The following is a 13,430-nucleotide window of genomic DNA, read 5'->3' as shown; positions in this document are numbered from 1 at the left end:
GGGAGCGTGGTGGCCGGGAACTTCCTACAGTCGGTACATGAGTGCCACGGCGGAGGCCTCCGCGCGCAAGGAAGCGACGAGCCCGACACCGCAGCCCCGAAGCGGCCCGATGAGCAAGGTGCCGGAGGCCTTCGCGACCTTCTTCGGCGCCCTCGCCGTCCTCTGCGTCCTGCTCGCCCTCATCCCGCCCCTGCGCCTGTTGCTGCGGCCGATCGTCCGCTTCCTCGACCTGATCACCGTCCCGGTCAGCGCCAACCTCGCCTACGCCGTCTTCCTCCTGCTGCTGGCCGGCGCGACCGCCGCGCGCAAGAAGGTCGCCTGGTGGCTGGTCGTGGTCTACCTGGGGCTGCTGGTCGTCGACGACGCCGTCGACGTACTGCTCGGCCTGTACGCCGAGGCCCTTCCGTCGCTCGTCGTCTGCGGACTCCTGCTCGTCGTGCTGATCGTCGCCCGCCGGGAGTTCTACGCCGCCTCGCGCCGCGCCGCCGTACGCCGGGCGGTCGGCGTCCTGATCGCCGGACTCGCCCTGGGCATCCTCGCCGGCTGGGGCCTGGTCGAGCTCTTCCCCGGCACCCTGCCCTGGGGCCAGCGCCTGCTGTGGGCCGCCAACCGGGTCTGCGGCGGACTGGTCTCCGCCCGCTCCTTCGACGGCCGCCCGCCCCGCGCCCTGTACTTCCTGCTCGGCCTGTTCGGCGCCCTCGCCCTCCTCAACGCGGCCGCCACCCTGTTCCGCTCCCAGCGCATGGAATCCGCCCTGCACGGCGACGAGGAACCCCGTATCCGCGCCCTGCTCGGGGCCTACGGCGAGAACGACTCCCTCGGCTACTTCGCGACCCGCCGCGACAAGGCCGTCGTCTTCTCGCCCAGCGGCAAGGCCGCCGTCACCTACCGCGTGGAGGCCGGCGTCTGCCTGGCCAGCGGCGACCCGGTCGGCGACCGGGAGGCCTGGCCGCACGCCATCGCCGCCTGGCAGGACGTGGCCCGCCGGCACGCCTGGGCGCCGGCGGCGATGGGCGCCTCGGAGGACGGCGCCAGGGCGTATGCCCGCGCCGGCCTCGGCGCGCTCGAGCTCGGCGACGAGGCGATCCTCGACGTCGCCGACTTCGACCTCGACGGCCGCGACATGCGGGTGACCCGGCAGGCCGTCCACCGCATCCGCCGCACCGGCGCCACCAGCCGCATCCGCCGCCACTCCGCCCTCACCGACGCGGAGATGGAGGAGATCGTCGACAAGGCCGACGCCTGGCGCGACACCGAGACCGAACGCGGCTTCTCCATGGCCCTGGACCGCCTCGGTGACCCGGCCGACGGCGACTGCCTCCTCGTGGAGGCCCTCGGCGGCGACGGCCGCCTGCTCGCCCTGCTCTCCTTCGTCCCCTGGGGCCGCGACGGCGTCTCCCTCGACCTGATGCGCCGTGACCGCACCGCCCCCAACGGCGTCATGGAGTTCATGGTCGCCGAACTGTGCGCCGCGGCCCCGAAGCTGGGAGTGCGCCGGATCTCCCTCAACTTCGCCGCCTTCCGTTCGGTGTTCGAGGAAGGCTCCCGCATCGGCGCCGGACCGGTCCTGCGGCTGTGGCGCCGGCTGCTGCTGTTCTTCTCCCGCTGGTGGCAGCTGGAGGCCCTCTACCGCTCCAACGCCAAGTACCACCCGCAGTGGTACCCGCGCTTCATCTGCTACGGCGACGCGGGCGCCCTCGCCCGGATCGGCCTGGCCTCCGGAATCGCCGAAGGCTTCGTTTCCGTCCCGTCGTTGCGCAAACTCTGGGGAAAGGGGCACTCGAAGGGTGCGCCCAGGCCCGCCACGACGGAGGGCCTGCCGTCGCTGTCGGCGCTCGGCCTCGACGGAGGGGGCGAGGCCGGGCCCGACGATTCGCCGGCCGGCCTGCCCGAACAGGTCCGCGTCCGGCACCGCACACTGGACCGTCTGCGGGCCCAGGGCATCGACCCCTACCCGGTGGGCGTCCCCGCCCGCACCCACGCCCTCGCCGACGTCCCCGAGGGCGAGCACGTCACCGTCGCCGGCCGGATCATGCTCGTCCGCGACTTCGGCGGCATCGTCTTCGTCGTCCTGCGCGACTGGTCGGGCGATCACCAACTGGCGCTGACCCGTTCGGAGTCCGGTCCCGCGCTCGACCGGTTCACCGCCGACACCGACATCGGCGACCACATCACCGCCACCGGCCGGGCCGGCGTCAGCGACAAGGGCGAACCCACCGTCTTCGTCACCGACTGGCTGCTGACCGGCAAGTGCCTGCGCCCCCTGCCCGACAAGCGCCGGGGCCTGGCCGATCCCGAGGCCAAGGTCCGGCTGCGCCACGTCGACCTGATCTCCGGGCCCGACGCCCGCGAACTCGTGCGCGCCCGCTCCACCGCCGTACAGGCCCTGCGGCAGGGACTGCTGGACCGCGGCTACCTGGAGGTCGAGACACCGATGCTCCAGCAGATCCACGGTGGCGCCAACGCCCGCCCCTTCACCACCCACATCAACGCCTACGACCTCGACCTGTACCTGCGCATCGCCCCCGAGCTGTACCTCAAGCGGCTGTGCGTCGGCGGCCTGGAGAAGGTCTTCGAGCTGGGCCGCACCTTCCGCAACGAGGGCGTCTCCTACAAGCACAACCCCGAGTTCACCATGCTGGAGGCCTACCAGGCCTTCGCCGACTACGACGTGATGCTCGACCTCACCCGCGAACTGATCCAGGGCGCCGCCACCGCCGCCTTCGGCACACCCGTCGCCCGCAAGGACGGCAAGGAGTACGACATCTCCGGCCGGTGGCCGGTCAGGACGGTCCACGGCGCGATCTCCGAGGCCGTCGGGGAGGAGATCGACGCGGACACGGAACTGCCCGCGCTGCGGCGGATCTGCGACCGCGCCGGAGTGCCGTACACCCCCGACGACGGCCGCGGCGACGTCGTACTGGAGATGTACGAACGGCTGGTCGAGGACAGGACCCAGCTGCCCACCTTCTACAAGGACTTCCCGACCGACGTCTCCCCACTCACCCGGCAGCACCGAGCCGACCCGCGGCTCGCCGAGCGCTGGGACCTGGTCGCCTTCGGCACCGAACTGGGCACCGCCTACTCGGAGCTGACCGACCCGGTCGAGCAGCGCCGCCGGCTGACCGCCCAGTCCCTGCTCGCCGCCGGGGGAGACCCCGAGGCCATGGAACTGGACGAGGACTTCCTCGACGCCCTCGAATACGCGATGCCGCCTACCGGCGGCCTCGGCATCGGCGTGGACCGGCTGGTCATGTTCCTCACCGGCCGCACGATCAGGGAGACGCTGCCCTTCCCGCTGGTGCGACGCCGCTGACCGTGCCCCCTCCCGTTGGGCCGAGCGGGTGCTTTCCCGCCGCCGGCGCGGTGTCGCTGTGGGAGTCGGCCTTCCGCCGGGCGACTGATGAGTCATGAAGAAGGATCAGTTCCTCACGCGGCGCGGAATGCTGATCGCCGGCGCCGCCGCTCTGGGTGCCGCGGGCACCGCCGGCGCGCTGACGCTGGGCGCGGGCGACGAACCGGCGCGCACGGCCGCCTCCGCCGCCGGCGCGCAGGCACGACCCATGCTCTCCCCCTCCGCCTACCGTCTCCAGCCCCTGACCGGGTACGGACCACCGCAACGGACGGCCGCCCGTACCGCGGTGCGGCACGAGCCGTTCCTGCGCATCTCGGGGCGTGGTCGCACCATGGTGCTGACCTTCGACGACGGGCCCGACCCCCGCTACACGCCGCACATCCTGGACACCCTGGCCGAGCACGACGTCCGCGCCATGTTCTTCGTGTGCGGGGAGCAGGCCGACTGGAACCGGGACCTGCTGGCCCGGATGGCCGACGAGGGCCACGTCGTCGGCAACCACACCTGGTCCCACCCCCTGCTGACCCGGCTGAGCCGCAGCCGGATCCACTCGGAGCTGCAGCGCACCAGCAAGGTCATCGAGGAGGCCTACGGGGAGCGTCCGCTGTGGTTCCGTGCGCCGTACGGGGCGTGGAACCGCTCGGTCTTCCAGATCGAGGCCGAACTGGGCATGGAGCCCATGGCCTGGACGGTCGACACCGAGGACTGGACCACCCCGGGCACCCGCGTCATCGTCGACCACGTGGAGGACGGCGCCGCCCCCGGCGTCGTGGTGCTCTCGCACGACGCCGGAGGCGACCGCTCCCAGAGCGTCCGGGCCCTGCGGCGGTATCTGCCGCACCTGCTGGACTCCGGTTACCACCTCACCGTGCCGAGGCGCCGCTACGCCTGAGCGGATTCCGCCCGCCCGGCCGGGGAACGCTCAGCGGACCTCGGCCAGGCGGGCGAAGACGACGACATTCCCGTCGTATCCGTGCTGCTTCGAAAAACCGCCCCCGCAGGTGATGACCCGCAATTCCGGCTCACCCTTGGAGCCGTAGACGCGGTCCCCGGGAAAGTTGTTCTTCGCGAACACCTCGATGCCGTAGATCTCGAACACGGCCGTCTTTCCGTCCTTACGGGCGACCTCGATGCGATTTCCCTTCTTCAGGGCCCCGAGTCCGTAGAAAACGGCGGGGCCCGACTTGTTGTCCACGTGGCCGACGACGACCGCGGTGCCCTTCTCGCCGGGCGACACCGCGCCGGTGAACCAGCCCGCCAGGTTCGGGTCCTCCGGCGGCGGCGCGCCGACCCAGCCGTCCGAGTCCAGGCCCACCGGCATGACCGGCGCGTCGACCCGGATCGTGGGGATCCTGACCCGGTCGGGCACGGCGTACGGCAACGCCTGGACCTTGGCGAAGGTGCCGCCGGGGACACGGCTGTCCGCCGCGGCCGCCGAGGCGGGCTGCGGCGGACCCACGTCGAACTCTCCCGACCCGTTCCGAATGAGCGCGAGGCCGGTCAGCAGAACAAGCGCTATCACGCCCCAAGGAGCGCGCTTCTTCGGCTGCTCCTCTTCTTCGGCCAGCTCGAACGCAGACATTCGACTTCCCCTCTCGACGCGGCCGTCGCCACGTCATTCGCGCATACGAGAACGCTAAGTCCCGCGCACGCGACCGGCGACGGGGCACAAGCCGAACGGGTGGCCCCGCGTGTTGCCGGTGCGCCATCCGAGTTGCCACTCCCAGGAATTTTCTGACGGTCCGTGACCTGCGGAGATATCCGATTGTGCGGTTGTCGTCCGGCGTGTCCTCTCACCAGGACGGACCATCGCCGAAATGCGGGCCGCCGCACGGCAACTGAGGGTCTTTCTGGGAGGCGCTTTCTCGCCGATCGACCGGGGACGGGACCCGGGGCGTCTTCCGCGGAGGATCACATGCGTACCACTCGTGCCCTGGCGGCCTCGGCCGCCGTGGTCGCCACCCTCGGGCTCGCCGCCCCGACGGCCGTCGCACGCGACGGCATGCCCATCACCCTGAGCAACCTCGTTGCCCTGCCCAGCGTCATCGCCCGTGGCGGGCAGCTGACCATCACCGTCGACGGCTGCCCGGGGCTGGCCGTGGCGACCTCCGACGCGTTCCCGTCCACGACGCTGAACCGGGTCGGGAACAGCAACACGTCGAGGGGCACCGCGACGGTCAACACCAACGCCCGCACCGGCTCGCACAGCATCACGGTCACCTGCGGCAGCCAGACCCTGACCAACCCGACCGCCTACACCGTGATCGGCGGCGTCCGTGGCGGCCTGGGCGGCAGCTCCTCCACCGGGGCGACCCCGACCGACATGGCCATCGGCGGCGGGCTGGTGGCCGCGGCCGTCGTCGGCGGCGGGGTCTTCCTGATGCGCCGCAGGGCGGAGAGGCGGATCTGACCGCCTCCCCCTTCGGAGCGCGGATCGCACGTGGAACGGCCCCCGCCCCGGATCCTGGCCAGGATCCGGGGCGGGGGCATGCGTGACCGGTCCCGGTCAGGCGCCGTCCTCGTGGCCGCGGCGCCGCGAGAAGTGGTACGCCGCCCCGACGGAGCCGGCGATCAGTGCCGCGCCGAGACCGATCTCCCGGAGGTCGAACCCGGCGACGCTGCCGCCCTCACCCGCGTGCACGCCCCGGTCCGGGTTGACGGGGTTGATCGGCACCGGGGTGGGGCCCGCCGGCCTGCCTCCGGCGATGGTGAGATCCGTCGACCCGCTCATCCCGTCGCAGCTGAACGTCACCTGGTACACCGCCATGGCCTTGGCGTCCACGTCCACCGTCGCCGTCCCGGACGAGCGTCCGCGCGGGATCGTGACGGTGTCGAAGACGGCCGAGGAGACGGTCACCGACCCCTTGCAGCCGCCGCTGTCCCTGTCGAGCCGGAAGGTGATCTGCCCGCCGGCCGCGATGGTCGTGGGCAGGACGCTGAAGCCGAACGGCGTGACATTGCCGCCGCCGTTCGCGGCGGCGGGCGCTGCGGAGAAGGCGAGGGCGCCGACGCCCAGCAGTGCGGCCGAAGCGACGCGTATCGCGCGCATGGTGAATCCTCCGGGTCCCCGAGGAGCAGCTGCGGACCGTTTCCGCTTGCGCCATAAATGCACCTCGATGACCGAAACGCTAGGAACATGTGTGCGCCCGCGCGATCTCAGTCGGGCGAATGGGGCAAAACACTGGGCCACCCAGGGGACACGCACGGCGTGGTCCCTTTGTCCGGGTGGCCCGTCGGGTGAGTGACTGTCAGCCGTTCAGGTGCGGGAAGAGATTGAGGAAAGGGGCGGCGGACGCCGTGATGCCCCGGCTGTAGGGCGCGTCGAAGTCCCAGATGAGGAAGAGCAGGAAGGCGATCAGGGCGGAGAACAGCCCGGCGAGGACCAGCTCGCGCGCGGTGCGCCGGATCTGCAGGGCGAAGACCATGCCGATGGTGATCACGGCCCCGCTCAGCAGCCCGAACCACACCACGCCCGGCATGGTCGCCCCGAGGGAGTCGGTGCGGGCGCTGCGGGCCTGCGCGGCCGTGGTCACCTGGTCGAGCAGCGGCTGGTAGGCCTGCGCCTCGAAGTCGTTCCCCGGCTGGTAGTCGGTGACGTCGTGGCGGACGCGGTCGAAGAGTTCGTCGCCGCGCGCGGTCGTCTTCGCGTGGTCGGCCATCGTCTTCCACTCGGTGTCGACGACCTGTCCGACATAGGCGTTGACATCCTCCCGGATGCGGTCACGGACGTCGGGCGGATAGACCCGCACCCGCTCCGAGATCTCGTGCAGCGCCACCGCCTCCGTCTGGACGTGGTCCTGGGCGGCGCTGCGGCCCTCCCACACCCCGGCGATGGCCAGGCCCAGGACGATGGCGTACACCACGCCGATCCACATGGTCATGTACTCGATGACGTCGGGGGTCTCGCTGGGGTCCTCGTCCTCGGGCGCGGCCTTGTGGCGTACGACGGTGATGACGACCACCACGACGCACGCGGCCAGCATCGCGAGGGTGAGAACAAGCCAATCCGGCAAGAGGTGCCTCCAGGAATCAGCGGGGGCGCAGCGCGGCGACGGCGATCGCGGCGGGCGCGGTGATGAGCAGGACGAAGGTGAGCGGCGAGGGGCCGTCGTGGCGGAGCCGGTGCGGCGCGGGCGCCCGGTAGCGCGGATAGCTCACGGGGGTCGCGGACGGGTGCGGGGTGGGCTTGGGCGACGGCTTCGGCGCGGGTGGCGGAGCCGGGGCGGGGGGCGGCGGGGGAGGGGGCGGGGCCGGACGCGGTGCGGCGGGGCGTGGTGGGGGCGGTGGCGGTGGCACCGGCTTCGGCGTGGGTTTCGGCCTGGGGGGCGGGGGTTCGGGGGCCGGGGGAGGGCTCGGAGCCGGGGGTGGCGTGGGGGTGGGCGTCGGCGTCGGGCAGGGCGGGGTCGGAGGCGGCGGCGGGGGCGGAGTGGGCTTCGGGCATGCCGGGGGTGTCGGCCAGGAGAGGCTCCCGGCGACCGCCACCGCCTGTGTGCCGTCGGGGCCGGTCGACGCGTAGGCGCAGGCGTCGGCGGCCGCGCTGCCGGCCGGGGCCCCGACGAGCAGCCAGGTCAACGCGGCCAGCGTCAACAGCCTTGCGGCAAGGGCGGTTTGGGTCGGTTCGGGTCCATGCACGACGAAGATCATGAGGCCTGCGGGGCCGCCACACGCCGACGTGCGCGCAACTTGGCCCGAACGGGGGATGGCGGCGTGCGGCGGTTTGATCGACGTAACCCCGTGGGGCCCGTGACGCGCACTCGTGTGCGAGTCGGCGTGCGGGTGGCGCGGGTTGCGGAAAGAAATTTGTGAGACGGTTGAACACAACCGCAGGTCTCATGCGTACCCATGCTCGTGCGGCGGCGCAGCAGGGCGCTGCAACACCCTTGTGATCATGGGGAGTTGTTGACGATGAAGACCTCCTGGCGGAGCGCCTCGTTCGTGGTGGGCGCCGCGGCCATGCTGGCCCTTACGACCGCGTGCGGCCAGGAAAGCGGCACCTCTTCGGTGGGCAGCCAGAACGTGGGCGCCACGGCCCCGGCCGGTGGATACGGCAGCGTGGGCGCCGGTACGAGCGCGAGCGCCAGCCCGGGCAACGGCTACGGCGCCGACGGACAGCAGGCCGCGGGCGGCCAGAGCGGCCCCGCGGGCAAGCTCGCCGTCACCGACAACGCGGAGCTCGGCAAGGTGCTCACCGACGGCGCCGGCCTGACCCTCTACCGCTACGACGAGGACACGGCCGAGCCCCCCAAGTCCAACTGCGACGGCGACTGCGCCAAGGCCTGGCCGCCCGTGCCCGCCGACGACGCCTCCGCCGGCGCCGGTATCGACAAGTCCCTGCTCGGCGAGGTCACCCGGGCCGACGGCACCAAGCAGCTGACCATCGGGGGCTGGCCCGCGTACCGCTACGCGAAGGACACCAAGGCGGGGGACGTCACCGGGCAGGGCGTCGGCGGCAAGTGGTTCGCGCTGGCCCCGACCGGCAAGAAGGCCTCCCTGGCCAGCCTGCCCGGCCTGTCCGTCCGCAAGGACCCCAAGCTCGGCGAGATCGTCGTCGACAAGAACGGCATGACGGTCTACCGCTTCGTCAAGGACGTGGCCTGGCCGAAGGTCATCTCCAACTGCACCGGAGCCTGCCTGGAGAAGTGGCCGGCCGTCGCCCCGGTCGCCCCGAACGACACCAAGGGCATCGAGAAGAAGGGCCTGATGGGCTTCACCCGCCCCGACGGCGTCAAGCAGATGACCGTCGACTGCTGGCCGGCGTACACCTTCTCCGGCGACACCGAGCCGGGGGACACCAACGGCCAGGGCGTCGGCGGCACCTGGTACGTCATGGCCCCCTCCGGAAAGCCGATCGGCGCGCCGAAGAAGTAGGCGTCACCTCCCCAGGGTTGACCGCACCTCCACGCGCGTTCGATCGCAGGTCCGCCCCCTCCGCACCGCACGGAGGGGGCGGACCGCTTTTCGTGCGCGGCGATTTGCCGCTTTTCGACGGGCGAATGCGGCACGTGCCGCAGGCAGTGACCGGGAACGGACGGTCAATTTCCGTTTCGGCTCGCCCCGTTGGCAGGCGATCAGTAGCCTCAGCTCGAACACCGGATCGCCTACGCCCCTGGAGAGATAGATGGAACGTCCCGCCTGGGCCCCACGGAGCATCGACATCTCGGTGCCGAGCGTCTCCCGGATCTACGACTTCTACCTGGGCGGTTCGCACAACTTCGAGGTCGACCGGGAGGCGGCCCGCAAGGCGATGGAGCACATGCCGGGCCTGCCCAAGATCATGCAGGCGAACCGGGCGTTCATGCGCCGCGCGGTGCGGTTCGCGGCCGGAGAGGGCATCACCCAGTTCCTGGACGTCGGTTCAGGCATCCCGACCTTCGGCAACGTCCACGAGGTGGCCCAGAACGCCAGCCCCGGCGCGCATGTCGTCTACGTCGACCACGACCCGGTGGCCGTCGCGCACAGCCAGGCGGTCCTGGAGGGCAACGACGACGCCGGTGTCGTCGCCGCCGACCTCCGCAAGCCGCAGGAGATCCTCGCCAGCGCCGAAGTTGAGCGCCTGATCGACCTGAATCGGCCAGTGGCGCTGCTTCTCGTTGCCATACTGCACTTCGTGGAGGACGAGGACGACCCGTACGAGGCGGTGGCCCAGCTGCGCGACGCGCTCGCGCCCGGCAGCATGCTGATCCTCACCCATGCCTCGTACGAGGGAATCCCGCTCTCCCCGGAGCGGGCCGCGGGCACGGTGGACGTGTACAAGGACATTCGCAACCCGCTGATCATGCGCTCGCGCGACGAGATCGCGCGGTTCTTCGAGGGGTACGACATGGTGGAACCGGGACTGGTGCCGATGCCGCACTGGCGGCCGGATACGGCGCCCGAGGACGAGGATCCCTACGCCTTCTCCGGGTTCGCCGGCGTGGGGCGTACGGCGTGACCGCGGAGCCGGACGGGCCGGAGGACAGACTGCGCCGGTTCGCGACGATCTGGAGCCGGGCGGTGTTCCCCGTGACCTCCACGTCGCTGACCCGGCCGGAGTTCGAGCAGGAACTCCTGCCGCTGGCCCGGCGGTTGAGCCGGGCCCTGCACGCACGGCCGCTCGACGCGGACGAGGGCAGGGCGGTGGGCGCCGCCCTCGTCTCCGCCCACTGCACCGACCCCGAGGCGCTCAGCCGGACCCTCGACTGCGTCGACGCCTACCTGGTGCTCTACTGCGGCGAGGACGGCGACCGGGAGGAACTGCGGGCCCGATGCGCCCGGTTGCAGCACGCCATGGCCGCCGGATTCGCCCAGAAGCTGCGCGAGCGGACCCTCGCCGAGCAGGAGGCGATCTCCGCCGCCGCTCTGAAGGCGCAGGGCGTGGTGGCACAGGCGCTGCACGCGACCGAGGCCCGCTTCCGCGCGGTCTTCGAGGGCGCGGCCATAGGGATCGGCATGGCCGACCTGGACGGCAACATCCTCCAGGTCAACGGCGCCCTGCTGCGCATGTTCGGCATCCCCGAGGACGCCCTGCGCACCCGCAACGTCAAGGAGTGGACGCACCCCGAGGACGCGCCCCAGACCTGGACGCTGTACGAGGAGCTCGTCCGCGGCGAGCGCGAGCACTACCACCTCGAAAAAGCCTTCTACCGCCCTGACGGAACGGTCCTGTGGACCAACCTGACGGTCTCCCTGCTGCGCGACGCCGACGGCAAGCCGCAGTACCAGCTCGCCCTCATGGAGGACACCACCGAGCGCCGGCTGCTCAACCTCCGCCTGCGCTACGAGGCCACCCACGACGCGCTCACCGGCCTGCCCAACCGCACCTTCTTCTTCGAGCGCCTGGAGAAGGCCCTCGGCGCGGGCGGCGACCAGCGCTTCGGCCTGTGCTACCTCGACCTCGACGGCTTCAAGACCGTCAACGACAGCCTGGGCCACGCGGCCGGCGACCGGCTGCTCGTCGAGGTCGCCGACCGCCTGCAGTCCTGCGCCACCGCGCCCGGCGAGATGGTCGCCCGGCTCGGCGGCGACGAGTTCGTGGCGCTGACCACCGGCCCCGACACCCAGCGCGGGGTCGACGACCTCGCCGCCCGCATCATGGGCGCACTGCTCGCCCCCATCAGCATCGACGGCCGTGAGCTGACCGTGCGCGGCAGCATCGGCATCGTCGAGGGGCCGGCCGGCGAGCGCAGCCCGGCCGAGGTGCTGCGCAGCGCCGACATCACCATGTACCGGGCCAAGTCGGCGGGCGGCAACCGCTTCGAACTGGCCGACCCGGAGGCCGACGCCCGCGCCATCACCCGGCACGGCCTGACCACCGCTCTGCCGGCCGCGCTGGAGCGGGACGAGTTCTTCATCGAGTACCAGCCGCTGGTCCACCTCGGCGACGGCAGCGTCCGGGGCGCCGAGGCCCTGGTGCGCTGGCTGCATCCGCAGCACGGCGTCCTCGGCCCGGACCGCTTCATCCCGCTCGCCGAACACACCGGCCTCATCGTGCCGCTCGGCCGCTGGGTGCTGGAGCAGTCGGTACGGCAGGCCCGGGAGTGGCGGGAACGGCACGACCAGGCGGGCCCGCTGCGCATCAACGTCAACCTCTCGCCCTGCCAGCTCACCCACCCCGGGCTGGTGCAGGACACCGTCGACATCCTGGAACGCGCGGGCGTCGAACCGGACGCCCTGTGCCTGGAGGTCACCGAGTCGGCGTTGATCGGCGCGGACGACGACCTGCTCAAACCCCTGCGCCGGCTCGCCGAGATGGGCATCGACATCGCCCTCGACGACTTCGGCACCGGCTACTCCAACCTGGCCAACCTGCGCCGCCTGCCGGTCAGCATCCTCAAGCTGGACCGCTCCTTCACCCAGGGCATGCAGCAGTTCCCGGCCGACCCCGTCGACCTCAAGATCGTCGAGGGGATCGTCTCGCTCGCCCACAGCCTCGACCTCGCGGTCACCGTGGAGGGCGTGGAAACCGGCGCCCAGGCCGAGCAGTTGCGGATACTGGGCTGCGACACGGCCCAGGGCTGGTACTACGCCCGCCCGGGCCCACCGGACCGCCTGCACGAACTGGCACTGGTCGACGCAACGGGCTGACGGGTCGGCGCCGGGATCCGGCGACCGACGGCGCGGCCGGTCCGGGACGGTGGCGGTCCGTGCCTGCCTGCCTCTCGGCCGGGGCGGGGCGGGGGGAGCGGCGGCCCATGCCCGCCTCCCGTCCTGTCCGGTGAGGGGCGCGGCGGCCCGTTCCCGCCTCCCGTCCTGTCCGGGGCGGGAGCGACGGTCCGTCCTCGCCCTTCGGCCGGTCCGGGACTGCGGCGGCTGCCCGTTCTCGTCCCTCGGCTGGTCCGGGCCGGGCGGCGGCGTCCGTTCTGGACCTTCGGTCCTTCCGGCCGGGGCGGCAGGACCTTCGGTCCTTCCGGCCGGGGCGGCCCGAGTGGTTCAGGACGGGTGGCGGTCCGTTCCGCCCCTCGGCCTGCTCCGGAACGGCGGAGGCGTCCGTTCCGGGCTTTCGGCCCCTCCGGCCGGGGTCGGGCCGCTGTGTCGTTCGGGACGGGGGCGGTCTGTTCCCGCGCCTCGGCCGGTCCCGGACGGGAAGGAAGGCGGCCCGTTCTCATCCTTCGGCCGGTCCGGGATAGGCGGAGGCGTCCGTTCCGGACCTTCGGCCCCTCGGGACCGGGCGGCGGCGGTGTCCGTTCCGGTCCTTCGCCCTTCCGGGCCGGGCGGCGGTCCGGGTCGTCGGAGCGGGTGGGCGGTCCGCTCCCGTTTCTCGCCCTCGGGTCGGGAGGCGGCCCGCGCTGCCGATCCTCGGTCCGTCCGGGACGGCGTGGCGCGTGCTTGTCCCTCGGCCCGTTCGGCCGGGCGACCGCCCGCGTCGCCAATCCCCGGCCCGTTCGGCGCGGCAGTCTCGGCCCCTCGGGCCGGGAGGCGGCCCCTGTCGCCAATCCTCGGCCCGTCCGGGACGGCGGTGGTGCGTCCTTGTCCTCGGTCCGTCCGGCAGGGAGGCGGCCCGCGTTGCCGGTCCTAGCCCGGGCCGCCTCCCCGCAGCCCGGTGGAGCCGGTCCCGGGGCTGTGGTCGCGCCGGTCCCTTGTCGTGTGCGCGCGGTGG

The 13,430-nt window shown here is 72.4% G+C and carries 10 protein-coding genes; 6 read left to right on the top strand and 4 right to left on the bottom strand.

Annotated features, from left to right (window positions below; all coding sequences use genetic code 11):
• Positions 1–37: 37 nt before the first annotated feature.
• Together lysX and ACIGDI_RS14855 are read left to right on the top strand one after the other, a co-directional pair.
• Positions 38–3,316: a bifunctional lysylphosphatidylglycerol synthetase/lysine--tRNA ligase LysX gene (gene lysX / locus ACIGDI_RS14860; RefSeq protein WP_399895699.1), complete on the top strand. Its 3,279-nt coding sequence runs from the start codon at positions 38–40 to the stop codon at positions 3,314–3,316.
• 94 nt (positions 3,317–3,410) lie between these two features.
• Positions 3,411–4,247, top strand: coding sequence for a polysaccharide deacetylase family protein (locus ACIGDI_RS14855; RefSeq protein ID WP_399895696.1), 837 nt, complete (start codon positions 3,411–3,413; stop codon positions 4,245–4,247).
• Positions 4,248–4,277: 30 nt separating this feature from the next.
• Here ACIGDI_RS14855 and ACIGDI_RS14850 read toward each other — a convergent pair whose 3' ends face one another.
• Positions 4,278–4,937: a class F sortase gene (locus tag ACIGDI_RS14850; RefSeq protein WP_399895693.1), complete on the bottom strand. Its 660-nt coding sequence runs from the start codon at positions 4,935–4,937 to the stop codon at positions 4,278–4,280.
• Between the two features lie 333 nt (positions 4,938–5,270).
• Between ACIGDI_RS14850 and ACIGDI_RS14845 the strand changes: the two genes are divergently transcribed.
• On the top strand, positions 5,271–5,765 hold the full coding sequence (locus tag ACIGDI_RS14845) for a hypothetical protein (RefSeq protein ID WP_399895690.1): 495 nt from the start codon (positions 5,271–5,273) through the stop codon (positions 5,763–5,765).
• A 96-nt stretch (positions 5,766–5,861) separates the two neighbouring features.
• Here ACIGDI_RS14845 and ACIGDI_RS14840 read toward each other — a convergent pair whose 3' ends face one another.
• From ACIGDI_RS14840 to ACIGDI_RS14830, 3 genes are all read right to left on the bottom strand, one after another.
• Positions 5,862–6,404 carry a hypothetical protein gene (locus tag ACIGDI_RS14840; RefSeq protein WP_399895687.1) on the bottom strand — a complete coding sequence of 181 codons (543 nt, stop codon included), beginning with the start codon at positions 6,402–6,404 and terminating at the stop codon, positions 5,862–5,864.
• Positions 6,405–6,603: 199 nt separating this feature from the next.
• Positions 6,604–7,368, bottom strand: a complete 765-nt coding sequence (locus ACIGDI_RS14835; RefSeq protein ID WP_399895684.1) for a DUF4239 domain-containing protein — start codon at positions 7,366–7,368, stop codon at positions 6,604–6,606.
• A 16-nt stretch (positions 7,369–7,384) separates the two neighbouring features.
• A complete protein-coding gene (locus ACIGDI_RS14830; protein WP_272174465.1) occupies positions 7,385–7,513 on the bottom strand; it encodes a hypothetical protein in 129 nt (42 codons plus the stop codon).
• A gap of 747 nt (positions 7,514–8,260) precedes the next feature.
• On the opposite strand from ACIGDI_RS14830, the gene ACIGDI_RS14825 reads away from it, so the two are divergent.
• The 3 genes from ACIGDI_RS14825 (at position 8,261) to ACIGDI_RS14815 (ending at position 12,418) form a co-directional block, all read left to right on the top strand.
• Positions 8,261–9,223 (top strand): SCO0930 family lipoprotein, encoded by a 963-nt coding sequence (locus ACIGDI_RS14825; protein ID WP_399895680.1) that lies wholly within the window; start codon positions 8,261–8,263, stop codon positions 9,221–9,223.
• A 250-nt stretch (positions 9,224–9,473) separates the two neighbouring features.
• Complete coding sequence (locus tag ACIGDI_RS14820; RefSeq protein WP_399895677.1) at positions 9,474–10,286, top strand: SAM-dependent methyltransferase; 813 nt, start codon at positions 9,474–9,476, stop codon at positions 10,284–10,286.
• Positions 10,283–12,418: a putative bifunctional diguanylate cyclase/phosphodiesterase gene (locus tag ACIGDI_RS14815; RefSeq protein WP_399895674.1), complete on the top strand. Its 2,136-nt coding sequence runs from the start codon at positions 10,283–10,285 to the stop codon at positions 12,416–12,418. Before ACIGDI_RS14820 ends, ACIGDI_RS14815 begins: the two co-directional genes overlap by 4 nt.
• Positions 12,419–13,430 lie beyond the last annotated feature (1,012 nt).

The organism is Streptomyces sp. NPDC085900, assembly GCF_044540925.1.
GTDB lineage: Bacteria > Actinomycetota > Actinomycetes > Streptomycetales > Streptomycetaceae > Streptomyces > Streptomyces gilvifuscus.
The sequence above is the reverse complement of the archived record's forward strand: the minus strand, read 5'-3'. Positions and strand labels throughout refer to the sequence as shown.